Below are 25,512 nucleotides of genomic sequence, written 5' to 3'. Positions count from 1 at the left end.
GCCCGCTCTCGAGAGAGCCATGGGCGTCGTAATGCGAGTTACTGTACTCCTTCGGTCCGGGCATGGGTAGGGTTCAGGCCACTACGCTGAAACCATGAATCGCACCGGAGCTTTGAACCCGAGTCCGCGGACACTCGACGTCGAAAGTGTGGTCCACTTCGACCGGCTGGTGGCCGCAGGGGCCGGGTCGATGCACGGTTGGCACGCGCAGTCTTTGGACCTCCGTGGACATTCGCGTGAGCTTAAGGCCCTGGACCCCCAGGGCGCGATCTTCCTTGGCTGCACTTTCGACGACGGCGTGGAAGAGAGCCTCCGACGCCGCGGGGCGCTCATCTTTCCCAAGATGCAGGGAATCCCGTTCGACCCCTACCGGGGGAGCCTCTACTCGGCCGACGAGCTCTACCACGACATTTCAGCCACAGAGTACGAAGCCACCCTGGATGCCAGAATTTACCAATGGAGCATCCTGCCCGGGCAGCGGAAGAGTCTCGATGCCACCCTTGCTGCGGCCCTGCACGACCATGCGATCGGTGATGCCTTGGACGAACTGTTGGATCAAGGCGCACTGTCAGGCCGCAAACTGGTGGGAGTCATGGGTGGGCATGCCGCCCAGCGCGGGACCCGCGAATTCGCCGACGCCGCCCGGCTGGGGCGGCTCCTGGCCCAAGCCGGCTTCGCCGTCGCCACCGGCGGTGGGCCCGGTGCCATGGAAGCGGCCAACATGGGCGCCTACTTGAGCGGACTGCCCGAAGCCGATACCGCAGCCGCGCTCGACACGCTCGCCCTGGTACCCGGGTTCAGGCCATCCGTGACAGCGTGGGCGCGCCAGGCAGCAGCCGTGGTCCAACAGCATCCGCAAGGCACTCCGACGCTTGGCATCCCCACGTGGTTCTACGGACACGAACCTCCCAACCTGTTCGCCACCCACATCGCCAAATACTTCGCCAACGCCGTCCGCGAAGCCATCCTGCTGGAACTGTGCAATGGCGGGATCGTCTTCCTGCCGGGGGCGGCGGGAACTGTGCAGGAGATCTTCCAGGATGCCTGCGAAAACTACTACGGTGCGCCCGAAACCATCACGCCCATGGTGCTGGTGGGACGCGACCACTGGGAGCGGACCTTCCCGGCCTGGCCAATGCTCCAAAGCCTGGCCGCCGGAAAGCCCATGGAAGGCCGGATCTTCCTGGTGGACAGCGTGGAGGAAGCGCTCGCGGTTGTGACCGGGCACTGAGGAAGTTGCTCAGAAGTCCTTGCTGCAGGGGCCAGAGCCAAGTTGGGCCAGCCCAGTGAGGTCGCCCGCAGCGTACTCCCGAACCCAGGATGCTTCGTCGAACATGAGTTGGCGCGGGTCGCTGACGTGGTCCAATCCCACAAGATGCCCCAGTTCGTGCATGATGACGGCCACGCCTATTTCCTGGCCGTGGGGAGTGTCGATGATGCCGGCGAACTGGGGAGCGTCCAGGGAGAGCGTGCCGGTGACGTAAGCCTTGTAGCCGTTGCTCAGGCCAATGGAGGAGCTTCCGCCAAGGCCCACGGTCTGTCCGGCCAGGCGGGGGACCTGCTCCGGTGTGCTCCACGCGATCAGCACCGGCGCCCAACGGTCTCCGTACCTCGCGGGCTGGTACCCGGACCTGTTGGTGGAAGGAACCTCGGAGCTGGGGCCGTCGTAGATAAATTTCAGTCCAGTAGCGAGGCTCACCTGCCGGATGGCTTCCTCCACCATGGCCTGCCAGGAAGCCGGCGCCAGATCGGAGTTGACCACGTAGTGGATGGGCCGGCAGGGCGAATAGGCCAGCGGGGTCCCGTCCTCCTTGACGGCCAGGAACTTGTACGCGGAGCTGGTCTTCTTCAACGGCGCAGGTTTGCCAAGGGGTGCGTCGGCTTCCTCGAGTCCGGGTGGAGGATCCTGGCGCTGCCCAAAGGGCACCACCCCGGGCCGTGGTGGTTGGCCTTGGACAAGGGGCGAGCCGGTGACGAGTTGTTGGAGTTCGCCGCTGAAGTAGGCGCCCGCGCAGACGAGTCCGAGGATGCCGAAGAAGAACAGGATGGCGGCGATGCTGCTGTGCTTGATGGGCGGCCTGACAGGCGGATCTTCGGGCGGACGCGCAACCACTGGGAGGAAATTCGGCCGGGGAGGATCATGGTCTGGCCACTTGGACGACCCAAAAGGTTCCATGGAACCCCCTGACGTAGCGGCCGCGACGGGTGGTGGGGGCGCCGCCGTCGACCGTAACCGTCAGCATAAGTCCGGCGACGCCGCGAGTCCATGGCGCGACTGCTGGAAAGCGAAGCTTGTCAGATGTCCTTGCGGCAGGGTGCCGATGCCAGCAGGTGCAAGCCGGTCAGGTCGCCGGCGGCAAGTCCGTCCGGTGCTCCGATTTCCGGGTACATGAGCTGGATGGGATCGTCCACGTGGTCCAAGCCCATGACATGTCCCAGCTCGTGTTGCATGACCGCCAGGACGTAGTCCGCGCCTCCGCTGGACATCAGCTCTGTCACCTGTGGGGTGTCCAGCTCCAAGCTGCCGGTGATGTAGCTTTTGGGGCCGTTGTTGAGGGAGTACATGGTGCTGCCGCCAGTACCGATCACTTTGTCGGCCAGGGCCGGCGCAACCTCCGGCGTCGTCCAGGAAATCAGGAGCGGAGCCCACCGGTCTCCATATTTGGCAGGTTGGTAGGGCTCACGGCGCTCAACTGGCAGTTCGTCGGTGGTGCCGTCGTTGACGAACTGGATGCCCGACGCTGCGGAGATGTTCGCAATCGCGGTGGCCAGCAGTGCGTCGGATCCTTCCGGTGCGGTGGCGTTGTTGACGACGTAATGCAGTGGCCGGCAGGGCGAGTACCCAACGGGAGTGCCGTCGTCGTTGGTTGCCAGGAACTTGTACGAATCGTTGGTGGTTCCGGGCGCCGGCGGTGAGGCCAGCGGGGCGTCTGCTTCCTCAAGTCCCGGTGGCGGCGCGTCGACCGGTCGGGCGGCCTTCCCCTGCCCCTGGCTTCCTGGCTGCGGTGTGCCTGGCACGCCCGCCCCGGGAAAGAGCGCTGTGATGCGGGGGTCGCCGTGGAGGAATCCGCTGACCACGACGGCAATGACCGCCGCGACGGCGGCCAGGAGGACACCGCGGAGAACACGCAAAGCAGTTCCCGTGCGCCGGTGCCTGGGCACACGCACTTCTTCCCGCTCCGGGTCCACGGCTCTCCATTCCTCACGCCCTGGTCACGCGGGGCAGCGCGGAGGACGAACCAACAGTACGGGCTGCGGCCGGAGCCGTCCAACTCAGACGATCGCTGCGCCGAAGAGCAATCCCAGTCCGTAGGTGGCGGCTGCCGCTCCGAGGCCGATCGCAAGCTGCCGCAGGCCGCGGCTGAGCGGCGACGTACCGGAAAGCAGGCCGACGACGGCGCCGGTCGCCAACAGCGCGATGCCCACCAGGACACCAGCCACCATGAGGGCTGCGACACCGGTCATGCCGAACAGGAACGGCAGGATGGGGATGATGGCTCCCGAGGCGAAGAAGCAGAAGCTGGACAACGCTGCGCCCCAGGCTGAGCCCACGGATTCGTGCTCGTCCTCGGCGGGCTTCTCGGGTTGCAGGGAAAGGCTGGGATCGCAATCGCAGCTGAACAATCCCATGCGTTCGGCGGCCCGGTGCTCGGCCGCTTCCTGGGTCATGCCGCGGGCCATATACACCAGGACCAGTTCGTTGTGCTCAATGTCCAGGGATGGCGCAGCGGTGAGCGTGGCCTGCGTGGGGAGGGTGGCGTTGAGCAGTTCCCGTTGCGAGCGCACGGAGACGTATTCTCCTGCGCCCATGGAAAGGGCTCCTGCCAGCAAACCCGCCACGCCGCTCATCAACACCACCGGGCTGGGCACCCCGGTGGCGGCCATGCCCATGACAAGGGAAAGGTTGCTGACCAGGCCGTCGTTCGCGCCAAAGACTGCGGCGCGGAAGGTGCCGGACAACCTGTTCCGGCCACGGGTTGCGAGCCCGCGGACCACTTCTTCATGGATTTGCTCATCCGCCACCATGGCTGGCGTTGCGGCCGGCTCGGTGCCGTAGGGGGAGCGGCCTTCGGCCCGCTGCGCCAAAGCGAGCACGAACACCGATCCGAAGTTGCGGGCAAGGAAGCCCAGGAACTGGCTGCGACCGGACGCCGCCTTGGGCATTCCTGCGTGCTCCCCGAGGAGCTTGAGCCAGTGGGCTTCGTGCCTGCCTTCGGCCTCGGCCAAGGCCAGCAGGATCTGGCGTTCTTCGCCGTCCCGGCGTTGGGCGAGTTCCCGGTATACGGCGGCTTCGGCCCGCTCGTCCGCCAGGTACTGACGCCAGCGCCTGATGTCCGAGGACGTCGGCGCGGTTTGTGGTGCTTCGGCCTCTTGCGGGGCTTCGGTTTCGTTGATGGGGTCCGGAACGGGGCTCGACGGACCGTGGGATTCCTGGTGCTGTTGCACTTTTTCTCCTGTGCTGGGTGGGGTAGTTACGGCCCCATTGCATGCCCAACACTACCGGTTATTCTCGGGGATTTTTGGCTGGTATTCCTCAACCGGAATGTTCGGTGCGCCGTAATTTCGGCCCCTTGACCGGTCCGTGGGCCGGTGCTCAGATGGAATGACAGGGCGGGGTCTCCCGCGCAAGGTCATCGGGCCGTTCGCGGCCCAAGGGACGGAGGTTGCATCATGAACACCACCGAATCACACGCCAATTACCCGGAGCGGGCAACTGTGGAGTCCGACCCGGCCTACGACTACGCAGAGGACCAGGAAGTGGACGAGCCCTGGGTGGAGGAAGTGGACGCACCGGAGGATGACGAACGGGTGGTCCCGATCGATGAAACGGACGACTTCCGGGAGGAAGACGAAGAGGATTAGGCAGCTGGCTCCGGGAAATAAAAGTGCCTCGGCAGCCCCATGGGCTTTCCGACGGCGGCGACGGTCACGGTCAGCGTCCCTGACGCAGCGCACCATTGGGTGGGGCGCACGGCCTGCGCAAGCGCCCGGGCGATCAACCGCGGATCGGGGTGCCGCAGCGTCACGCTCTTCGCTCCGGTCGCTATGGTGACGGTCCCCAGGAAGAGGTCGACGGCGGGGATCACCGTAACCTTGCTGGCTGCGGGTTCGGCGGGGGTGCCGGGTGTTTGGGCGCCAGGTGTTTGGGCGCCGGATGCCGGCGACGTGGGGGCTTGGCTGCTGTCGGCCTGGTACGGCAAGGTACTTCTCCTAAGGGGAGTGCTCTTGCCCGCTCGGTTGTCTTGGGTCCGGGGCGGGCCGCTTCCTCATCCGAACCACCCGTGAACATGGGGTTGGTGTGTGGCCAGTCGGAGCTTGGCACCACATCTCTTGAAGCTGGCACAACACTACCGCACGCGCGCGCTCCAGTTGTGGGCCTCCTCTCGTTGTGGGGCCTCCTCGCGTTGTGGGGCCCGTTCTGCAGGGTTGGATGGAGTTTGAGCGCGCAGAGCAGGCCCCACAACGTGTACCTGCCGGGGACACAACAACGGCGACGCTCCCCGATAAGGGGAGCGCCGCCGTCGGGCGTTGCTTTGTTTCGCTTGTCCTGCGTGTTTGGGTTAGTTAGCCCTGCTGGAGCTGACCGGGTGTGCTTCGATCGGCAGTTCGTCGGAGATCGCGCCAGCCACTCGCTTGTCCCAGGCGGCCCGGACTGCGGGATCGGTGCGCGGGGTGAGGAGCGAGATGACCACGTAAGCGACGAACGAGGCCGCGAGGCCGTAATAGATGGGTTCGTTCGCGTAGACGCCGTCTTCGCTGGGAATGACTCCGGTTGCGAACATGATCAGCAAGGCCAGTGTCAGCACCGAGCCAACTGCCATGGACCATGCAGCCGCGATGCCTGTGCCGCGCTTCCACACCAGGCCGCCGAGGATCGCGACCAGGAGGCCGCCCACCAGGATGTCGTAGGCGATGGTGAGGGCTACCACCACGTCTTGCGCGGCCATGGAGATCAGGACCGCAACGATGCCCAGGCCAAGGACCCAGTAACGGTTGGCCTTGACGTCGTGCTCGGGGTTTTCGGTGTCGTCTGTGTTGATGGTCTTGCCGAACCAACTGGCCACGAACGGGACGACGTCGGCGCGGGCAACCGTAGCGGCCGCGATGAGGGCACCGGAGGCGGTGGACATCATAGCGGCGACAGCCGCGGCCATCACCAGGCCACCAATGCCGACGGGGAGGATGTGGGTTGCTACCTCCGCGTACACAACGTCCTTGCCGAGGTTTGCGACGTCGATATCCGGCAAGGCCACGCGGGCTGCCAGACCGATCAAGGCACCTGCGATGCCGTAGAGGATGCAGTAGACACCAGCCGTGGCGCCGCCCCAGCGGGCAACGGTGGGGGTCTTGGCGGTGAAGACGCGCTGCCAGATGTCCTGGCCGATCAGGAGGCCCAGCGTGTAAACGACGAAGTACGTGATGATCGTCTGGGTACCGATGCCGTCGATCTGGAAGAAGCTGTCCTTGAGGCGCCCACGGATGCCGTCCATGCCGCCGGCAGCGTTCATGACGAACGGCAGCATCAGGAAGAAGATGCCCACGGTCTTGATGATGAACTGCACCTGGTCAGCCAGGGTGATGGACCACATGCCGCCAATGGTTGAGTAGACCAGTACGATTGCCCCGCCAACGGCGATTGCCAGCCAGCGTTCCCAATCGAAGAGCACCACGAAGATGGTGGCGTAGGCGCCAGTGGACGTGGCGCACAGCATCAGGGTGTACGCGAGCATCACGATTCCGGATGTCTGCGTGGCCTTGCTGCCGTAGCGGAGGCTGAGCATCTGGGAGACGGTGTAGATCTTCAGGCGCTGGATGGTGCCGGCGAAGAGCAGGCTCAGCAGCAGCACACCGGCGCCGATGGCCACCACGAGCCACATACCGGAAATGCCGAACTTGTAGCCCAGGCCGACGCCGCCGACGGTGGATGCGCCACCGAGGACCACCGCGGCCATGGTGCCTGTGTAAAGGAAGGGGCCAAGGCGGCGGCCTGCCACCAGGAAGTCGCTGTTGTTCTTGGTGCGGGACTTGCCCCACCAGCCGAACGCCAGCATGGCGAGCAGGTACACCACCACGATTGCGATGTTTATAGCCGAAGATTCCATGAACGGTCCTTGGAGCTGATGCACGGAGGTTTGGGGATTTCGACGATACTCCTGCGAAGGGTCGAAGTCTCCGTGCTGACGATTGGAGATTGGGGAGGGTGTCGTATGCCTCACAGACAACACTTGTTGCCTCAGAGGATATGTTGTGATGGGAGTAACAGTCAAGATGCTTAAGTCATGCTTCGGCCGTTTCTGGTCCTCCTTTTGCGCGCTCCGGCTACTATTGCTCCAATGACAGGGCCACGTGACAGGCCTGAAAGGTTCGTGAATGAAGGCTCTCCCCGTTGAACCAAGCAACGTTCCAGTTGCCATCGGTTCCAGAATCCGCGCTGCCCGGCAGGCGCAACGACTCACCATCGAGCAGGTGGCAGACGCTACTGGTCTGACCAAAGGGTTCCTCAGCCGCGTGGAACGGGACCTGACATCGCCGTCGGTCGCCTCACTTGTCACCCTGTGCCAGGTTCTGTCCGTCTCCGTGGGGGACTTGTTCGCCGCACCGGAAACCCACCTGACCAAGCGCGACGACGGTCCCCGCATCTCCCTGGGTGGCCAAGGGATCGTGGAACGCCTGCTGACTGCGCGCTCCGAGCGTCGCCTGCAGATCCTGCAGGCCACCATCGAACCCCGCGGCCGCGGTGAGAACGAGCTGTACGCAGTGGATTGCGACGTGGATGTCCTGCATGTAGTCAAGGGCCGGATCAAGCTCATCCTGACCAACGAGGAATACGACCTCGCAGAAGGCGATACCCTCTCCTTCCCGGGCCGGGAGCCTCACACCTGGATCAACCCCACGGACGAAACCGTCGAAGTGCTCTGGGTCCTTGTGCCCGCTGCGAGCCGGTAGTTCTTTCCTCTTCGCGCGGAGCCTCTGCGCTCCTTCCCGGTTGCCTCGCTTCCGGGGGCTCTCGGTGATCCTTTGCCCTGTAATTCCGGGGTTTGCTTGGACTTACTTGCTGACCAACCGGGGAGGAGCGTTGCGCCGCCGTTCCAGCACTGCCCGGATTTCCGCTATGACCCGGCCCGGTTCGTACCAGATGGCCTCCGGCGGGTAGCGGAGGACGGAGAATCCCTTAAGCGTGGACGCGTTGTTGCGGTACAGATCGCGACGCAGAGCTGACCGGTCCGCATGGAAAGCGAAGCCATCCACCTCGACAATGAGCACTCCTTCGATCAGGAAATCCACGCGGCCGATGCCCGGGAGTTGCACTTGGGCATCGTAGGCAATGCCATGGCTTTTTAGGAGGTGTTGGGTATTGACTTCCACGATGGACTCGGCCCGTACGTCGAGTTCTTGAAGTATCAGCAGTGATGGGCGGGATTTGTGGGCGCTGAGTTCGCCCCGCAGCAAGGCCAAAGGGACTCCGCGGAGCCGGACAGCTGAAACTGCCATCGCTGCTGCCGCATTCGGTTGGAGGCACCCCAGTGAGTGAATCACCGCATCCTCGACGCTTGCGAGCGGAAGTGCTGGATCGGCGTCGAACCTTATGGTCCGGTGCCGCACGAAACCTGAGCCGTGGCCGTGATCGCAAGCCAAATGGTGTTGTTCGGGCGGGTTCCTGAGCCACAGGCCGTAATAGCTGGCTGCGCTGGCGCACGTAACTTTGGCGTTGTTCCGGATTGCCGTGGCAAATTCCGGTTTGCAACCCTTGAGCATGAAGACGCCGCGCCGAGGTTGCTTGGCTCCCTGTTCTGGCAGCCGGGAAATTTCCGTGCGTGAGTAGCCTGCGGCCAGAAGTTGCCTGGTGCGGGCAACCCCTCCGATTTTCTGTAAGTACTGGATGGCGTCCATCCAGCCAGTCCAGTGGGCTCGAGGGGCATTGGGAATGCGGGAATCGCCGCATGTGGGAAACGTGGGCGGCTGTCCGGATGGTTGTGCCGGCGTTCCTCCCCGTTTGGACCAATCCGCAGCTGCGTTCCTCCCCGTTTGCTTTGACCCAGGAGGCCCAAGGCCCCAGGGCGAGCGCGGAAACCCGGGATCCATGCGTGCCCTTCCCGCCGGCAACTGGGGAGGAGCGCGGCGGAGGCGGCCGGCAACTGGGGAGGAGCTCGGCGGAGGAGGAGCTAGCCCACGTGGACCCAGGGCCGGCGGGTGATGTCCGGCTCCGCTTCCCGCAACACTTCGCGCGTTACGGGCGCGATTTCGCCCTCGCCGAAGAACAGGAACTTGCTCAGGTTGGAGATCGGGTTGCCCTCGGTCCAGCGGAAGTAGATGTGCGGCATCAGGCCGGTGACGTCGCGGATGTGCAGCAAGACAGCGGCCAGGGTATTGGGCACGTTGTTGCTGTGCACTTCCAGGATCTTGAAGCCGTGCCTCTCCTTGCCCACCACCTGCAGTTCCTGCTCAAAGTCGGAGCTGTCGTCCACGATGATCTCGATGAATACTGCGTCGCAGTCGACGGGAAGGTGGTTTGCCTGTTGGGCGTGCTGGAGCTTTTCCCTGTAACGGCCCGCGCTTACGTGCTTGGGTTCGTGGGCGATGATCCGGACCGGCCCCTCGGCATGGTTGGCCGTGAACTGCAACGCCTTCTCGTCCAGCTTGATGTGCGTGGCCCGCAGTTCGAACGCCCGGCGCATGCGGGAGATGAAACTGACCACCATGATGCCAAGGATGAAGAGGGCCGCGATCTTCAGGCCATCCGGGCGTTCGATCGAGTTGACCACCGTGGTGTAGACGAAAACCAGGGAGATGATGCCGAAGCCGATGAACTGGGCCCGCTGCTTCTTGCGCCGTGCGGAAAGGGTCACCGCGATGGAAGCGGAGGTGATCAGGACAAGGACGCCGGTAGCATAGGCGCCGCCCTGGGCGTTGACGTCGGCCTGGAAAATGATGGTCACGATGAAGGCGATGACCGTGAAGACCAGGACCAGCGGGCGCAGGGCGCGGGCCCAGGCGGGAGCCATTCCGTAGCGGGGAAGGTAGCGCGGCACGAGGTTGAGCAAACCTGCCATGGCTGATGCGCCGGCGAACCAGAGAATCGCGATGGTGCTGACGTCGTAGACCGTTCCGAAGCCGTCACCAAGGAACTTGTGGGCGAGGTAGGCAAGCGCGCGGCCTTCGGCTTTGCCCCCGGATTCGAATTCGACCGCCGGAATAAGCATCACCGTGGTGAAACTGGAGGTGATGAGGAACGAGCTCATGATGATGGCTGCTGTCGTCAGGAGCCGATGGGCACCCTTGATGCGTCCCACTGGGTTAGTTTCAGTGTCGGACGGGTAGCCCTTGATCTGCGGCATGACGGCCACGCCGGTCTCGAATCCGGACAGGCCCAGGGCAAGCCGCGGGAATACCAGGAGCGCCAGGGCAACCATCATGATGGGGTCGCCATGCGAGGTCGTCAGGGCTGTCCACCAGTTGGTGATGACGTGCGCTTCGGTGAAGAGATGTCCGATGGAAACCGAAATCACCACCAGGTTCAGGGCCAGGAACGCAGCCACCAGGACGACGGCAACGTTGATAGCCTCTTTAAAGCCGCGAAGGAAGACCACTCCCAAACCAGCAATCAGCGCCAGGGTGATGACGACATGCTGCCCTTCAAGGAAGTCCGGGGCGAAGGGGTTTTCAATGAGGTGGGCTGTGGCGTCTGCGGCCGACAAGGTGATGGTGATCATGAAGTCGGTGGCAGCGAAGCCCAGGAGTGCCAGGACGAAGAGCTTGCCGCTCCAGCGGGGGAGGAGGCGCTCCAGCATGGCAATGGAGCCTTCGCCTCGGGGGCTTTCCTTGGCCACCCTGCGGTATACGGGCAACGCGCCGGCCAGGGTTGCCACCACCAGGAGCAACGTTGCCAAGGGAGAGAGCAGGCCAGCCGCCAACGCCGCGATGGCGGGCTGGTAGCCGAGCGTGGAGAAGTAGTCCAGCCCGGTGAGGCACATGACCTTCCACCACGCCTGCGGCTTGTGCGACTCCGAGGGTTGGCCGTGGGGGCCTTGCCGTTTGCCTGAGGTGTCCGGCATTCCTTCCAGCAGCCAGGGCTTGAGCTTGAAGGAGTCTTTTTGCCGGTTGGCCGGATCGGCCGGAGGCCTCGACAGGGTGGTCACGGTGTCCTTTCGCGCAGCACGGTGCTGCTCCCGGTCGAGCGTAGGACCGCCGTCGACGCCGAAACCCCGGTTTTTATGGAATCTTTACGCCTGCTGTGATGGGCGTCTCAAGCTGAGGCAAAGTTGTAAACAGATGATGCTTATTAGGCAACTTCGAGTGTATGATGGGTGTCACAGTCACAGATTCACCCCCGATCCACTAAGGAGTGGCGCATTTTGGAAGAGCTCCGTATTGAGGCCAACGGCAACCTTGGTCCCATCGATTCGTCCCGCATCCCGCGCTATGCCGGTGCCGCCACCTACGCCCGCCTGCCCCGCCTTGACCAGGTAGCAAAGGCTGACGTCACAGTTGTTGGCGTTCCGTTCGACTCAGGCGTCTCGTACCGCCCGGGCGCGCGCTTCGGCGCCAACCATGTGCGTGAAGCCAGCCGCCTGCTGCGCCCCTACAACCCCGCCTGGGATGTCAGCCCCTTTGAAAACATCCAGGTCGCCGATGCAGGCGACATGGCTGTGAACCCCTTTAACATCAACGAGGCCATCGAGACCATCCAGCAGAACGCCCTGGACCTCACCGCCAACGGCAGCAAGCTGGTTACCCTCGGTGGCGACCACACCATCGCCCTGCCTTTGCTCCGTGCCGCCGCCGAGCGCGCCGGCGAACCCATCGCCATGCTCCACTTCGACGCGCACCTGGATACCTGGGACACCTACTTCGGTGCCGAGTACACCCACGGCACCCCGTTCCGCCGTGCCGTGGAAGAAGGCATCCTGGACACCGAAGCCATTAGCCACGTTGGAACCCGCGGTCCGCTGTACGGCAAGAAGGACCTCGACGACGACCACCGCTTCGGGTTCGGAATCGTCACCTCCGCGGACGTCTACTACCAGGGCGTTCTGGAGACGGTCGCGAAGATCCGGGACCGCATCGGCAACCGCCCGCTGTACATCTCCGTGGACATCGACGTCCTGGATCCGGCGCACGCACCCGGCACCGGTACCCCCGAGGCCGGCGGCATCAGCAGCCGTGAACTCCTTGAAATCATTCGCGGTTTCCGTGGAATGAACCTCGTTGGCGCGGACATCGTCGAGGTTGCTCCCGCCTACGACCATGCGGAGATTACCGGTGTTGCCGGAAGCCATGTTGCCTACGAGCTCGTCACCCTGATGGCAGACAACGCCGTCGAGGGTGATCGACTGGGTGCCCCCAACGGCTACGCCCAGCAGGCCCTGGGCGCTCGCATCGAGGAGCTCGCGAAGGCCTCGGGAGAGCAGCGATGATCGATTTCGATCCGGGTACAGCAGCCCCCACCAAGGGCACCAACCAGCGCAATGGCGGGGACCTCGTCGTCGAGACCCTGGAGGCGCTGGGCGCGAAGACCGTGTTCGGTATCCCCGGCCAGCACGCCCTGGGCCTCTTTGACGCCATGGGCCGCGGCAACCTGCATTTCGTATCCTCCCGGGTGGAGAACAACTCGGCGTTCGCCGCTGACGGCTATTCCCGTGCCACAGGGGAGGTGGGTGTGCTGTTCCTGTCGACGGGTCCCGGCGCGCTGACGTCCTTGGCCGGTCTCCAGGAGGCCTACGCCACCGGTGTTCCGATGGTGGTTGTTGCCAGCCAGATCCCGCTCGATGGTTTGGGCGCACGCCGCAAGGGCATGCTGCACCAGCTTGATGACCAGAAGGCCTCGGCTGCGAACGTCACCAAGAGCCAGCGCCTGATCCAGCACGCTTCAGGCATTCCGTCGGCTATCCAGGATGCGTGGACCGAGGCGATTTCCTCGCCGCAGGGTCCGGTGTGGATCGAGATCCCGCAGAACGTCCTGCTGGACCCGATCATGGTCCCGCCGGTGGAAGACGCATTGGCCGAGGCCTTCGACAATCCGCCCCGCGTTGAGCTCGTGCGGGAGGCCGTGAAGTGGCTTTCGACGGCGGAACGTCCGGCGATCATCGCCGGCGGCGGTACCCGCCGTGGCCGGGCCGAGAAGTCGCTGCTCTCGATCGCAGAGCAGCTGCGGGCCCCGGTCATCTGCACACCCGGCGGCAACGGTGCGTTCCCGTGGACCCACGAGTTGTCCCTACAGTCGTGGATCGAGGACCGGTACATGACCGATGTCCTCGAAGACGCCGACGTCCTGATCGTCATCGGCTCATCCTTGGGCGAGGTCACTTCCAACTACTTCACGTTCGAACCGCGAGGCCGGATCATCCAGATCGACGCCGAACCACGCGTCCTCGAGTCCAACCGTCCCGGCCTGGGCATCCGCGCCGACGCCGGACAGGCACTCGCGGCCCTGGACGAAGCGCTCTCAGAGGCAGGCGCCGGAACAGCGAACAAGCGGGACTGGCACGGAAGCAGCCCGGAAGACGTGGTCAAGGAGTCCCTGGCCAAGGTCAAGGCACGGCTGGAATCCCAGGACCTGGCCAAGGAACTGAAGTTCATGTCGGACATCCGTGAGGCTGTTCCGGCGGACATGCAGACGTTTTGGGACATGACCATCTCCGCGTACTGGGGCTGGAGCTGCTGGGACGCCCGGCAGGGCCAGTTCCACTCGGCCCAGGGCGCTGGCGGCCTCGGCTACGGTTTCCCCGCGGCGATCGGCGGGGCTGTGGGCTTGGAAACCACCGGCAAACCGAGCCGTGTGCTCGCTGTGTCTGGTGACGGTTCCTCGATGTACTCCATCTCCGAACTCGCCACGGCCAAGCAGCACAACGTCCCGGTCACGTGGCTGATCGTGGACGACGGTGGCTATGGGATCCTGCGCGAGTACATGGTGGGGGCCTTCGGCCAGGCCACCGCCACGGAACTCGCCCGCCCGGACTTCGTCAAGCTTGCCGAGTCCTTCGGTGTCCCGGCCCGCCGGGTTGCCCCGGAGGAAGTGGGGGACGCGCTCAAGGCGTCCTTCGAAGCGGACGGACCCAACGTCGTCGTGGTTGAAACGCTGCTGAAGATGTTCGGCCCCACGCACCTGGACGACTAAAAGCGCCAACAGGCAACCCCCGCACGGAACACCTTGCGGGGGTTTTCTGCGTTGTGGGCCCGCCCTGCTCCCCAAATTCGTTCTTTGGGGCGCAAAGCGGGCCCCGCAACGCCTCCACGAATCCCATCATTAGTTTCCCAAAGCAATCAATATGAGTTATAGTTGCTTTAGGCAAACAAAAAAGGGGTGTGTCTACATGTCCGTCGGTTCTGCCACCGCAACCGATCTTGTTCATCAAATCTTCGATCTCCAACGAACTCTGCGTTGCGTGGTGACTGCCCACATGGCCCGCGTTCCCGACGTCGGAATGGCGCTCCAAGGTGTCATGCGGTTCATCGGCGAGGGGGAGGCCCGCGCGACGCACCTCGCTTCGCGCCTGGGTGTCAGCGCTCCGGTCCTGAGCCGGCATATCGCGGAGCTCGAAGAGCTCGGCTTCGTAGTCCGGCGGCCCGATCCGGCAGACGGCAGGGCGCAACTGCTCGCCCTCACGGAAAAGGGTGCGGCGAAACTGCACGAATTCGAAGAACAACGCAGCGTGAGACTGCGGGATTACCTGGCGGATTGGAGCGAGGCTGACGCCCTCGAGGCCTCCCAGGTGCTCAACAAACTCACAGAGTCCCTCAAGGACTCAATCCGGGCAACGGCGGCCGGCTCCATCACAACAAACCAGACAGCTTAGGAGCCCGGAATGGCTAAACCAACACAAACCCCGACGGCGGTGGGCGCACCAGCAACTGCTGCCGCGCCCATGACGCACCGGCAGATCATGGAAGCCTTGACCGGCCTCCTCGCGGCATTCTTCACGGCGATCCTCAGCAGCACCATCGTCGCCAACGCACTGCCCACCATCATGTCCGAGCTCAAGGGCACCCAAACGGACTTCGCGTGGGTCATTACGGCAGCGCTCCTGGCGAACGCCGCCACCACGCCCATCTGGGGCAAACTTGCTGACCTCTTCGACAAGAAGCTCCTGGTCCAGCTGAGCATCATCATCTTCGTGGCGGGCTCGGTCATGGCCGGCCTGTCCGAGACCATCCCGCTTCTGCTGACCGCACGCGTTATCCAGGGCATCGCGATGGGTGGCCTGACCGCCCTGGCGCAGGCGATCATCGGATCCATGATCCCGCCGCGCGACCGCGGAAAGTACTCGGGTTACATGGGCGCTGTCATGGCGGTCGGAACCGCCGGCGGCCCGCTGCTGGGTGGCTTCATTGTTGACAGCCCGCTCGGCTGGCGCTGGACATTCTTCGTCTGTGTTCCCTTGGCCGTTGTGGCGCTGATCCTTCTCCAGATCACCCTCAAGATTGAGCACATCAAGCGCCCCGCCAAGATCGACTGGCTTGGTTCCATCCTCCTGACCTCGGGCGTCAGCCTGCTGCTGATCTGGGTTTCCTTCGCCGGTAACCCTGACTACTACGACTGGTTCTCCTGGCAGTCCGCGCTCATGGTCGGAGGCGGCGTAGCGTTGCTTGCCCTCCTGGTGTTCGTGGAAACCAAGGTTGCCCAGCCGATCATCCCCTTGAAGATCATCTCCGAGCGCACCACTGCACTGGCCATCGTTGCTTCGATCGCCGTCGGTATCGCCATGTTCGGTTCCTCCACCTTCCTGGGCCAGTACTTCCAGGTGGCCCGTGGCGCTACGCCTACCGAGGCCGGCCTGCTGACGCTGCCCATGATTGCCGGCAACCTCATTGGTTCCGTGGCATCGGGTGTGCTGATCAGCCGCTTTGGTAAGTGGAAGAGGTTCCTGATCGCAGGTTCGGTGCTGCTCATCGGTGGCCTGGCCTTCGCCGGCACCATGGACCACACCACGGAACTCTGGATCGTTGCCATCTACACCGGCGTGTTCGGCCTCGGCCTGGGCATGCTGATGCAGAACCTGGTGCTGGCCGTACAGAACACCGTCCAGGCCAAGGACATCGGAACGGCAAGTGCTTCGGTGGCATTCTTCCGGTCGGTGGGCGGCGCGATCGGTGTCTCCGTCCTCGGTGCCATCATGTCCAACCACGTGAAGGACCTTGCCGTGGAAGGAATGGCCGCTGCGGGCATTCCGGTCCAGGGTGGCGGCTCCGGGGCCAGCATGGACCTGGCCGACATGCCTGCGCCCATCGCCGACATCATGCGGGCTGCATACGGCGACGCAACTGCACAGATCTTCCTTATTTCCGCCATCATCAGCGTGGTTGCCCTCCTGGCCGTTCTGTTCATCAAGGAACGTCCACTGCGCCGCACGGTTGATGCCGCTCCCGAAAAGGAACTGATTGCCACGGCCTCCGGCGATGCTGGAATGTCCCTGGACACGTCGTCCCTGGACGCCGTAAAGACCGACGACGGCGGCAGCGGCCTGGGTGCCGAACGCCCCGCCGGTGGGGCGGACCGCCAGATTCCGAAGCAGGATTCCGGATCCGACCTGGACCTGGAATTTGCCCGGATCCTCACCCAGGAACGTCCCCATGCCACTGGTGACGTCAAGGAAGTCCAGGAGCAGCTGTCCCGGACGCAGTACGTCCTGGCCGAACAGCAACTGCAGCTCAGCCGAGCCAATGTTGAACTGCAGGCACGCCTGCGGGAGCAGCAGGCCATCGCAGAGCAGCAGGCCGCCACTGCCGAAGAGTTGGCAGCCATCCGCAAGGAGCTCAAGCGCGAACGCAGGCAACAGGAGCGTATGGCATTGCTGCTTCTTCAGGGAGCCGAAGCCCGTGCCGACCACGGTAAGCACGCCGGCTAATCCGACCACGGATCCCGTCCTTGTGTGAAACACCCGGCGTAGTACGTGGGCCGTGACGAACAAGGGCGGGACAGTAAGCGTCGGCTGGGTAACCCGGCCGGCGCTTTGCTGCGTTCCAACCTGCCTGTCGCTGGGCCAGATGCACCGGCGGGAGCACCCGGGACACGGGAGATACTCCGCTGGGATGATCTTTTCCCTGGGTCGTTTCGCCACAGCAAAGTATTTCGTACAGTGGGGAGGCTAATACTGTCAGCCCTTGCTGCCAAACTTCTTCCTGTCTCATTCACGCACTCTTTCTAAGGACCCGTGGGCATGCTTGTCACCCTTATACGGCGCTATTCCAAGCCGTATTTGCCGCAGATAGCGGCCGTGCTGTTCTTTCAGCTGGCCTCTACCATTGCCACGCTCTACCTCCCCAGCCTCAACGCCAAGATCATCGATGAGGGTGTCTCCCGCGGGGACACCGACTTCATCTGGCAGACCGGTGCCCTCATGCTCGCGGTGGCCCTGGGACAGGTGCTCTCCGCCATCATCGCCGTCTACTTCGGGGCCCGGGTGGCCATGGCCATCGGCCGCGATCTTCGGCGCAGCGTTTACCGCCAGGTCAGCGGTTTCTCGGCGCAGGACGTCAACCGTTTCGGTGCCCCTACGTTGATCACCCGCGGCACCAACGACGTCCAGCAGGTACAGATGCTGGTGCTGATGGGCCTGAACTTCATGGTTTCGACACCCATCATGTGTGTCGGTGGCATCATCATGGCACTCCGCGAGGACCTCAGCCTCTCCTGGCTTGTCTGGGTCTCGGTCCCGGTCCTCGTCGCAGTAGTTGGTTACCTCGTGGTCCGCTTGATGCCCTTGTTCCGCTCCATGCAGACCAAGATCGACGCCATCAATGGCGTGCTCCGTGAGCAGATCATCGGCATCCGCGTGGTGCGTGCTTTCGTGCGTGAGCCCCATGAAGCCAAACGTTTCGGTGATGCCAATGACGAGCTGACTGCGGTGTCCGTGAAGATCGGTAACCTGTTCGTCCTGATGTTCCCGGCCATTGGCATGATCCTGCACCTCTCCACCGCGGCTGTGCTGTGGTTCGGTGGCCAGCGCGTGGACTCCGGCGACATGCAGGTTGGCGCGCTCACGGCGTTCCTGCAGTACCTGCTCCAGATCCTCATGGCCGTCATGATGGGTACGTTCATGGCCATGATGATTCCGCGTGCCTCCGTCTGCGCCGACCGTATTGGTGAGGTGCTCGACGTCGAGCCTTCCATCCATAACCCAACCTCACCGGTGGTGCCCGCTGAGAAGAAGGGACGTGTCGAATTCCGCGACGTCACCTTCAAGTACCCCGGTGCCGAGGCACCCGTACTGAGCAACATCTCCTTCACGGCAGAGCCGGGCAAGACCCTGGCCATTATCGGTTCAACGGGTGCCGGCAAGACCACCCTGGTTTCGCTGCTGCCGCGACTCTACGACGTCGGTTCAGGTGATGTACTGCTCGACGGCGTACCTGTCACCAAGATGGACGCCTCGGAGATCACCAGCCGCGTCTCGGCTGTTCCGCAGAAGCCGTATCTGTTCTCGGGCACGATCGAGCACAACCTTCGTTTCGGGAAGCCGGATGCAACTGACGAGGAACTGTGGGATGCGCTTGAAACCGCGCAGGCCAAGGGCTTTGTGGAGGAGAAGTCGTCCGGCTTGAACCGACGCATCGCCCAGGGCGGAACCAACGTCTCCGGCGGGCAGCGCCAGCGTCTGTCCATTGCCAGGGCCCTGGTCACCAAACCCAATGTCTACCTGTTCGACGATTCCTTCTCGGCCTTGGACGTTGCCACCGATGCCAGGCTCCGGAAGGCGCTGAAGGCCAAGACGAGGGACGCCACGGTCATCATCGTGGCCCAGCGTGTCTCCACCATCGCCGACGCCGACGAAATCCTGGTCCTGGACAACGGCCGGATCGTGGACCGTGGAACGCACGACGAACTGCTGGAAACGTCGCCCACGTACCAGGAAATCGTTGAATCACAGTTGAGCGTGGAGGAAGTGGCATGAGCGGGCAGAACCAGCAGAAGAAGCGCGGCTGGGCTGCCAAGGCAGAAGCCGCCAAGAATGCCAAGGCGACAGCCGAGGCCCAGGTCGCAACCGAAGTGCTTGAGGACGAAGACTTCGTAGAAGAGGAATACGTCCCCACAGAGGCTGATGGCGGCATGTTCGGCGACGTTCCGGCCAAGAAGGCCAAAGCGTTCTGGCCGTCGGCGAAGCGGCTCATGGGCCTGCTGAAACCCGAAAGCGTCGGCGTGTACATCGTGATCGGCCTGGTGGTCGTCTCGGTGGTCCTGAACGTCATTGCCCCCAAGGTCCTCGGTAGTGCCATGGACGTCATCTTCGGCGGCGTCGTGGGGAAGCAAATCCCGCAGGGCGTCTCCCAGGAACAGTTCGTCGAGCTTATGCGCCAGCAGGGCCAAGGCAACTTTGCGGACATGGTCTCCAAGATGGAGCTCACCAACGGGATCAACTTCCCCAAGCTGACGTTCCTGATTTCGATCGTGCTGCTGATGTATTTTGTGGCCAACATCTTCCTCTGGGCACAAGGGTGGTTGCTCAACAGGATCGTCATGCGGGTCATCAAGAAGCTCCGCAACGATGTCCAGGCGAAGCTCAACAGGCTCCCGCTGAACTACTTCGACACCCGCCAGCGTGGAGACATCCTGTCCCGCGTGACCAACGACGTCGACAACGTCCAGCAAGGCCTGCAGCAGGCATTCTCCCAGTTGGTCAGCTCCGTGCTGACGGTGCTGGGCATTACGGTCATGATGTTCATCGTGTCCTGGGAATTGGCGCTGATCGCGTTGATCGCCCTGCCGCTCTCCGGCATCCTGGCAGGCGTCATCGGTGCCCGCAGCCAGAAACTGTTCGCGGCACAGTGGAAGAACACCGGCGCTTTGAATGGCCAGATCGAGGAAGCGTTCTCCGGCCACGATCTTGTGAAGGTGTTCGGCCGCGACGCCGACATGCTGGAGCGCTTCGATGAGAAGAACAACGAACTCTACAAAGCATCGTTCGGTGCCCAGTTCGTCTCGGGCGTGATCTTCCCGGCGATGAACTTCGTGTCCTACCTGTCCTACGTTGGCATTGCCGTCGTGGGTGGCCTGCGGGTCGCGTCGGGCTCAATGAGCCTGGGTGACGCCACGGCCTTCATCCAGTACTCGCGTGAATTCACCCAGCCCCTGGGCCAGATCGCCGGCATGGCCAACATGCTGCAGTCCGGCGTTGCCTCTGCCGAGCGGGTCTTCGAGTTCCTCGATGCCGATGAAGAGATCGAAGAGACCGGCACGCGCCACCTGCCGGCCAAGACCGACGGCCACGTTGAATTCGAGCACGTTTCCTTCAGCTACGTGGAGGACAAGCCGTTGATCGAGGACCTCTCCTTCAGCGCTGAGCCCGGGCACACGGTAGCCATCGTCGGACCAACCGGGGCGGGTAAAACCACACTGGTCAACCTGGTCATGCGTTTCTACGAGCTCAACGCCGGCCGCATCACACTGGACGGCGTGGACATCAAGGACCTCAGCCGTGCCGAGCTGCGCTCCAAGGTGGGCATGGTGCTGCAGGATGCCTGGCTGTTCGGTGGAACGATTTACGACAACATCAAGTACGGCAAGTTGGACGCCACGGAAGAGCAGATCATGGAGGCGGCCAAGGCTACCTACGTGGACCGTTTCGTACGTGCCCTGCCGGACGGTTACCAAACCATCATCGACGAAGAAGGCAGCAACGTCAGCGCAGGTGAAAAGCAGCTCATCACCATCGCGCGCGCGTTCGTGTCCGACCCGTCCCTGTTGATCCTGGACGAGGCGACAAGCTCTGTGGATACCCGGACCGAGCTGTTGCTGCAGAAAGCCATGGCGGCACTGCGCACTGACCGGACCAGCTTCGTTATTGCCCACCGGCTCTCCACTATCCGCGACGCCGATACCATCCTGGTCATGGAGAACGGCAAGATCGTGGAGCAAGGCAACCACGCACATCTGCTCACCCTGCAGGGCGCGTACTACCGGTTGTACATGTCGCAGTTCGCGGGTGAGCAAGAGACCGCGGTGGACGATTCGACGGCGGTGCACAGCTGAGCACGGAATTGCCGGCTACCGGAGCATCCGCCACGCCCCAGCGCATTGAGGTCCTCGTGCCCATGCGTTGGGGCGACATGGACGCCTACGGCCACATCAACAACGTCCAGATCGTGCGCATGCTCGAGGAAGCCCGTATCGCAGCCTTCGGGCCTCCCCGTGGTGCGGGACTCCCTGGGGTTGAGCCACCGGCAGCTCTTTTCAACGATGTTGACGAGGGCACCATGACCCTGGTTGTTGAACACAAGGTCCGCTACGTCCGGACGCTGGAATACCGCAATGTTCCGGCCGTCGTGGAGATTTGGGTGGGCGCCATCAAAGGGGCCAGCTTCGATCTGCACTACGTCATCAAGGACCCGGTCACCGGGGAGGAGTGCGTCAAAGCCAGCACGCACCTGGCCTTCGTCGCTGAGGCCAGCGGCCGCGTCCTCCGGCTCACTCCTGAACAAAAGGAGCAGCTGGGACGCTACCAGGCTCCCTGACGTCGAGCACGCGTGCGGCCCCCGGGATACGTTCCCGGGGGCCGTTCGCGTAGGCGAACCCACGGGCACGTAGAGTTTCAGCATGAAACTTGAAATAGCCGTAGTGAGTGCTGCCGGAGCAGGGATCGCCGCCTCGGAAGGCGCGGACCGCATCGAACTGTGCAGCAGCCTGGAACTTGGTGGCATCACGCCCAGCCAGGGCCTCATGGAAGCCAGCCTGGAACACGTCGACGGCCGTTTGGAAATCCACCCGCTGATTCGATGCAGGCCCGGCGATTTCCGGTATTCCGCCTCGGACGTGGACACCATGGTGCATGAGATCCGGCACTTGCTGGCCCAAGGTGCGCACGGGGTTGTGGTGGGAGCGCTCACGGGGGCCGGCGAGTTGGATGTCCGCATCCTGCAACGCCTGGCGGACGCCGCCCGGGACGCCAACCAGGACGCCGAATTGACGTTCCACCGGGCCATCGACCAGTCCAAGGACCCGCTGGCCGCCTTGGAGCAGCTCCTCGAACTGGGATTCACGCGGGTCCTCACCTCCGGGCACGAAGCCACGGCAGGAGCGGGCCTGCCTACTTTGGCCGCCATGGCAGAACGGGCCGGAGCTGACCTGCAGATCATGGCCGGTGGGGGATTGGCGCTGGAGGACATCCCTGCCATGCACAAGGCAGGCCTTTCGGCTGTTCACTTGTCAGCCAAGAGGACTGTCTCCACCCTCGGCGAGGGAACGATTTCCCTAGGCGCCCAGGATGGCAACGATCCCACGGCCTACACCGTCACCGACCGCGAAACCGTTCGGGCCGCCAAAGCGAAGGTCAACGCATTGAACGGCGCCGCAGCTTAACCAGGCCGCCGCCGTCCAGCCCAGTGCGGGCGAATTCCAGTGAGTACGCATCGTAATGACCCTTTACAGAGGGTGCCGCAACGCCAATGATTGAAGGATTCACCAACTCGGTGAAAGCCCCGGAAGCTACCTTCAGGAGTCCCCAGCGATGCCGCTGCCCTCGCCGGTTTCATCGGCCCCCGCCCATCCCCTTCCATCTACCAGCAGCAGCCCCGGACATCCGGAGGTGGAGTGCGGCATCGGGGACTGGGACAAGCTGCTGTACGGAAACCATCGCTTCGTCATCGAAGTCGGTACAACGCACACCCACACCGAAGGAGCCGAAGCAGCAGGCAGGGCACACCGCGTGGTTCTGCCGTGGCGCCGGCAGGACCCCGAGCCGGCAACGGTGGAGGTCATTGTTGTCTCGGCGCGCTCCGGAGGCAGGGTCAGGAACCTCACGGTGGAGCAGGCTACGAGGGAGTCGGGAACCCTGGTGTTCGAAGCCATCGACGGTGCCGGCATCTACTTCGTCTACTACCTGCCCTACGCAATGCTCGGGAAACCCCATTATCCGCAGGCGCAGTACCTCCCGCGGCGGCCGGCCGCGGATCCGGCGTGGGCGGCCGCCGTCGGGGGTTCTGCGTGGGCGCCGGAACGCGGGCTTCCGCGCGCTGAGGTCCTGCGCTACGAGGCCGCCAGTGAGCGGGACTCGTTCGCGCCGATGAACTTCACGGCGAGCGCCATCGAACTGGAATCACTCCACGCGCGGCACCCCGGAGAGGCCTTCCTGGTGTTCCCCGAGGACCGCCTGAACCCTGTTTCCATGCGGGCGGACCTGCCCGCGCACTGGGTGATCAACGGCCCATCGGACACGTTCCGGGCCGCAGCAGAACCAGGCGAGGACTACGTGGTCCAGCTCGGGTTGTATGCGCAGCGAGACCTGGCAGGGCTCTCCGTTGAGGTCGCGTCAGCATCGGGCGGACACTGCATCAACACCGACGGTGTGGACCGACTGGGCCGGCCGTGGCATAGGACCCTGGACGTTCCAGCGGGGACGGTACTGGCCTTGTTCGTTATCCTCCCCATCCCGAAGCACGCTGCCGGGACCACTCACTATGCGTCGATCACGGTCAGCGCGACGGGAAACCCAGCGCGGAATGTCGAGGTCGCGCTTGATGTCCTCCCAGAGGAAGAGGCGGACCCGGTGGTCAGTGCGGGCGGTTTCGGCGAGCCCCGCTACCTCCGACGCCTCGCTTGGCTGGATTCGGCAGTGGCACAGGACTCGGAGCTCGTGGCGCCGTTCACCGCAGTAACGCTCGACGAATCCGCCAGGACCCTCGGAATCCTGGGCAGGACGCTGCAGCTGACGGAATCGGGACTTCCGGCCCAGATCACCTCCACGTTCACCGCCGCTGTGACGTCAACTGAAGGTCCCGCCGTCGAGCTTCTCAGTGCGCCCATCCGGTTGGACGTGGACGGCGTGAAGTGGACACATTCGCCGCTTGAGTTCAAGAGGGAGGGCCCGGCCCGAATCTCGTGGCGTTCCCGGTGGACCGGCCGGGCAGGTCAAAGTACTGCCATGTCGCTCGAGTTGAAGGGCGTTCTCGACGCCGACGGAACAGTGACGTACGGCCTGCGCCTCACGCCCGGGTCGACGTTCGCAGCGGACGACGTCGGCCTGCAGTTGGCGCTCCATCGGGCCGCGGTTCCGTTCGCAATGGGTTTGGGCGTGCCGGGCGGACGGCGGCCTGAAACCCTTAACTGGACGTGGGACGTCGCAACGAGGAACCAGGATTCGCTGTGGTTGGGTGGGGTGAACGCCGGACTCCAACTGGCTTTGCGGGACGGCAGCTACGAGCGTCCGCTCAACACCAATTTCTACCGCGAAAAACCGTTGGTGGAACCGGCGTCGTGGGCCAACCGGCAGGGCAGCACAGTTGGGGGCGGGGTCACGCTGCGGACCGTTGGAGACGATGTCATGGTCCGCGCATCAAGTGGCGCCCGGACGTTGGAAGCGGGCAAGCCACTGGACTTCGACTTCCGGCTCCTGCTGACACCATTCAAGCCGATCCAGCCCGGAAAGCACCTGGGCAAACGCTACTTCCACGAACCGGCCAACCCGTCCGAGATCAAAGCCGCCGGGGCCACGGTGGTCAACATCCATCACGCAACAGCACCGGCGCCCTACATCAACGACCCCCTTCTCAGCGCCGAACGGCTGAGGAAGTATGTGGCTGCTTGCCATCAGAAAGGGCTCAAAGCCAAAATCTACAACACCGTCCGGGAGCTCACCTTCCACAGCCCGGAGCTGCTGCCGTTGCTGCAGCTCGACCATGAGATCTTCAGCGACGGCCCCGGGGCAGGCCACATCTGGCTACAGGAACACGCCGGCAGCGGCTACGTGTCCGCGTGGTTCGCGCCGAACGTCGAGGACATCGCAGTGGTGACCACAGGCGAGTCGCGGTGGGAGAACTTCTACGTGCGCAGCTTGCAGGAACTGGCCATGGGAGATGACGGGATCGACGGTATCTACCTGGATGACATCGCCTACGACCGGCATGCAATGTTGCGCGTGCGCAAGGTCCTCGAGAGGGCCTGCGCGACGCGGGGTGTGGTTGGACCGGAGATCGACCTCCACTCGGCCAACCAGTTCACAGCGCATGACGGGTACGCGTCCTCGGCCAATCTGTACATGGAGCAGCTGCCCTATGTGGACAGGCTATGGCTGGGGGAGTACTTCGACTACGACAACACCGACCCTGACTACTGGTTGGTGGAACTGTCCGGCATTCCCTTTGGCCTCATGGGCGAAATGCTGGAAGGCGGCGGCAACCCATGGCGTGGCATGGTGTTCGGCATGACCGGCCGGGCCCCCGCCGTCGATAACCGCCCACTCTGGGAGTTCTGGGCAGCCACCGGCCTGGAGGGCGCGCAGATGCGGGGCTTCTGGGACCCGCAATCACCCGTCCGCACAAGCCATCCGGATGTTCTGGCCACCACTTGGCTCACGGAGCGCGGAATGGTTGTGGCGCTCGCATCATGGGCCGGGCAAACTGAGGACGTGACGTTGATATTCGACGACGACGCCCTCACCGCCGGAGCCTCCGGCGCTGCCGCCACCGGCCGCCACATCGAAGCGCCGCCAATCCGCGGATACCAGCCAGCCGCGGAGTACGCCCCCGGCCAATCAATAGCCATCGAGCCGCAGCGCGGCCTCCTTCTCTGGATCGGATTCTGAC

The 25,512-nt window shown here is 63.8% G+C and carries 19 protein-coding genes and 1 riboswitch; of the genes, 12 read left to right on the top strand and 7 right to left on the bottom strand.

What is annotated here, in order from left to right; genetic code table 11:
• Positions 1–94: 94 nt before the first annotated feature.
• Entirely contained in the window at positions 95–1,231 is a 1,137-nt protein-coding gene (locus ACNQOP_RS16140) for an LOG family protein (RefSeq protein WP_416405112.1), read from the top strand.
• Between the two features lie 9 nt (positions 1,232–1,240).
• Here ACNQOP_RS16140 and ACNQOP_RS16135 read toward each other — a convergent pair whose 3' ends face one another.
• The 3 genes from ACNQOP_RS16135 to ACNQOP_RS16125 all read right to left on the bottom strand — a co-directional run bounded on the left by ACNQOP_RS16135 (position 1,241) and on the right by ACNQOP_RS16125 (position 4,446).
• Positions 1,241–2,176, bottom strand: a complete 936-nt coding sequence (locus tag ACNQOP_RS16135) for a matrixin family metalloprotease (protein WP_284985974.1) — start codon at positions 2,174–2,176, stop codon at positions 1,241–1,243.
• 119 nt (positions 2,177–2,295) lie between these two features.
• Positions 2,296–3,189: a matrixin family metalloprotease gene (locus tag ACNQOP_RS16130; RefSeq protein WP_416405110.1), complete on the bottom strand. Its 894-nt coding sequence runs from the start codon at positions 3,187–3,189 to the stop codon at positions 2,296–2,298.
• 84 nt (positions 3,190–3,273) lie between these two features.
• Complete coding sequence (locus tag ACNQOP_RS16125; RefSeq protein WP_416405108.1) at positions 3,274–4,446, bottom strand: VIT1/CCC1 transporter family protein; 1,173 nt, start codon at positions 4,444–4,446, stop codon at positions 3,274–3,276.
• Between the two features lie 225 nt (positions 4,447–4,671).
• Between ACNQOP_RS16125 and ACNQOP_RS16120 the strand changes: the two genes are divergently transcribed.
• On the top strand, positions 4,672–4,863 hold the full coding sequence (locus ACNQOP_RS16120; protein WP_235519049.1) for a hypothetical protein: 192 nt from the start codon (positions 4,672–4,674) through the stop codon (positions 4,861–4,863).
• Here the strand turns inward: ACNQOP_RS16120 and ACNQOP_RS16115 are convergent.
• Positions 4,860–5,201, bottom strand: a complete 342-nt coding sequence (locus ACNQOP_RS16115) for a hypothetical protein (RefSeq protein ID WP_416405107.1) — start codon at positions 5,199–5,201, stop codon at positions 4,860–4,862. The genes ACNQOP_RS16120 and ACNQOP_RS16115 overlap by 4 nt on opposite strands.
• 16 nt (positions 5,202–5,217) lie before the next feature.
• Positions 5,218–5,337, bottom strand: a riboswitch (SAM riboswitch).
• A 224-nt stretch (positions 5,338–5,561) separates the two neighbouring features.
• Entirely contained in the window at positions 5,562–7,103 is a 1,542-nt protein-coding gene (locus tag ACNQOP_RS16110) for a sodium:solute symporter (protein ID WP_416405106.1), read from the bottom strand.
• A gap of 268 nt (positions 7,104–7,371) precedes the next feature.
• Here ACNQOP_RS16110 and ACNQOP_RS16105 point away from each other — a divergent pair, with 268 nt between their 5' ends.
• A complete protein-coding gene (locus ACNQOP_RS16105; protein WP_235519052.1) occupies positions 7,372–7,947 on the top strand; it encodes a helix-turn-helix domain-containing protein in 576 nt (191 codons plus the stop codon).
• Between the two features lie 102 nt (positions 7,948–8,049).
• Here the strand turns inward: ACNQOP_RS16105 and ACNQOP_RS16100 are convergent, their stop codons facing one another.
• Complete coding sequence (locus ACNQOP_RS16100; protein WP_416405104.1) at positions 8,050–8,892, bottom strand: DUF559 domain-containing protein; 843 nt, start codon at positions 8,890–8,892, stop codon at positions 8,050–8,052.
• Positions 8,893–9,164: 272 nt separating this feature from the next.
• Entirely contained in the window at positions 9,165–11,138 is a 1,974-nt protein-coding gene (locus ACNQOP_RS16095; RefSeq protein ID WP_416405102.1) for an amino acid transporter, read from the bottom strand.
• Positions 11,139–11,354: 216 nt separating this feature from the next.
• Between ACNQOP_RS16095 and speB the strand changes: the two genes are divergently transcribed.
• From speB to ACNQOP_RS16050, 9 genes are all read left to right on the top strand, one after another.
• Positions 11,355–12,416, top strand: coding sequence for an agmatinase (gene speB / locus ACNQOP_RS16090; RefSeq protein ID WP_257368863.1), 1,062 nt, complete (start codon positions 11,355–11,357; stop codon positions 12,414–12,416).
• Positions 12,413–14,116 (top strand): thiamine pyrophosphate-binding protein, encoded by a 1,704-nt coding sequence (locus ACNQOP_RS16085; protein WP_416405101.1) that lies wholly within the window; start codon positions 12,413–12,415, stop codon positions 14,114–14,116. The genes speB and ACNQOP_RS16085 overlap by 4 nt, the downstream gene beginning before the upstream one ends.
• Before the next feature lie 196 nt (positions 14,117–14,312).
• Entirely contained in the window at positions 14,313–14,795 is a 483-nt protein-coding gene (locus ACNQOP_RS16080) for a MarR family winged helix-turn-helix transcriptional regulator (protein ID WP_284985981.1), read from the top strand.
• Between the two features lie 9 nt (positions 14,796–14,804).
• The gene (locus ACNQOP_RS16075; protein ID WP_416405099.1) at positions 14,805–16,844 is read left to right on the top strand and encodes an MFS transporter; all 2,040 of its coding nucleotides are present in this window, start codon (positions 14,805–14,807) and stop codon (positions 16,842–16,844) included.
• 312 nt (positions 16,845–17,156) lie between these two features.
• Positions 17,157–18,890, top strand: a complete 1,734-nt coding sequence (locus ACNQOP_RS16070; protein WP_416405098.1) for an ABC transporter ATP-binding protein — start codon at positions 17,157–17,159, stop codon at positions 18,888–18,890.
• Complete coding sequence (locus ACNQOP_RS16065; protein WP_284985983.1) at positions 18,887–20,965, top strand: ABC transporter ATP-binding protein; 2,079 nt, start codon at positions 18,887–18,889, stop codon at positions 20,963–20,965. The genes ACNQOP_RS16070 and ACNQOP_RS16065 overlap by 4 nt, the downstream gene beginning before the upstream one ends.
• A gap of 62 nt (positions 20,966–21,027) precedes the next feature.
• Positions 21,028–21,447: an acyl-CoA thioesterase gene (locus ACNQOP_RS16060; protein ID WP_235519731.1), complete on the top strand. Its 420-nt coding sequence runs from the start codon at positions 21,028–21,030 to the stop codon at positions 21,445–21,447.
• 82 nt (positions 21,448–21,529) lie between these two features.
• Entirely contained in the window at positions 21,530–22,291 is a 762-nt protein-coding gene (locus tag ACNQOP_RS16055; protein ID WP_416405097.1) for a copper homeostasis protein CutC, read from the top strand.
• 148 nt (positions 22,292–22,439) lie between these two features.
• Positions 22,440–25,511 carry a glycoside hydrolase domain-containing protein gene (locus ACNQOP_RS16050; protein ID WP_416405096.1) on the top strand — a complete coding sequence of 1,024 codons (3,072 nt, stop codon included), beginning with the start codon at positions 22,440–22,442 and terminating at the stop codon, positions 25,509–25,511.
• Position 25,512 lies beyond the last annotated feature (1 nt).

Origin of the sequence: Arthrobacter sp. LFS091 (assembly GCF_047977885.1) — a bacterium.
Taxonomy (GTDB): Bacteria; Actinomycetota; Actinomycetes; order Actinomycetales; family Micrococcaceae; genus Arthrobacter.
This window is presented reverse-complemented; position numbering and strand designations above follow the sequence as displayed.

Bases quoted from the DNA above. Each gene is read 5' to 3' on its own strand.
- ACNQOP_RS16080 (WP_284985981.1), top strand. From the start codon at position 14,313: ATGTCCGTCGGTTCTGCCACCGCAACCGATCTTGTTCATCAAATCTTC.
- ACNQOP_RS16060 (WP_235519731.1), top strand. From the start codon at position 21,028: ATGCGTTGGGGCGACATGGACGCCTACGGCCACATCAACAACGTCCAG.
- ACNQOP_RS16135 (WP_284985974.1), bottom strand. From the start codon at position 2,176: ATGGAACCTTTTGGGTCGTCCAAGTGGCCAGACCATGATCCTCCCCGG.
- ACNQOP_RS16105 (WP_235519052.1), top strand. From the start codon at position 7,372: ATGAAGGCTCTCCCCGTTGAACCAAGCAACGTTCCAGTTGCCATCGGT.
- ACNQOP_RS16120 (WP_235519049.1), top strand. From the start codon at position 4,672: ATGAACACCACCGAATCACACGCCAATTACCCGGAGCGGGCAACTGTG.
- ACNQOP_RS16075 (WP_416405099.1), top strand. From the start codon at position 14,805: ATGGCTAAACCAACACAAACCCCGACGGCGGTGGGCGCACCAGCAACT.
- ACNQOP_RS16065 (WP_284985983.1), top strand. From the start codon at position 18,887: ATGAGCGGGCAGAACCAGCAGAAGAAGCGCGGCTGGGCTGCCAAGGCA.
- ACNQOP_RS16085 (WP_416405101.1), top strand. From the start codon at position 12,413: ATGATCGATTTCGATCCGGGTACAGCAGCCCCCACCAAGGGCACCAAC.
- ACNQOP_RS16140 (WP_416405112.1), top strand. From the start codon at position 95: ATGAATCGCACCGGAGCTTTGAACCCGAGTCCGCGGACACTCGACGTC.
- ACNQOP_RS16100 (WP_416405104.1), bottom strand. From the start codon at position 8,892: ATGGACGCCATCCAGTACTTACAGAAAATCGGAGGGGTTGCCCGCACC.
- ACNQOP_RS16055 (WP_416405097.1), top strand. From the start codon at position 21,530: ATGAAACTTGAAATAGCCGTAGTGAGTGCTGCCGGAGCAGGGATCGCC.
- ACNQOP_RS16070 (WP_416405098.1), top strand. From the start codon at position 17,157: ATGCTTGTCACCCTTATACGGCGCTATTCCAAGCCGTATTTGCCGCAG.
- ACNQOP_RS16110 (WP_416405106.1), bottom strand. From the start codon at position 7,103: ATGGAATCTTCGGCTATAAACATCGCAATCGTGGTGGTGTACCTGCTC.
- ACNQOP_RS16050 (WP_416405096.1), top strand. From the start codon at position 22,440: ATGCCGCTGCCCTCGCCGGTTTCATCGGCCCCCGCCCATCCCCTTCCA.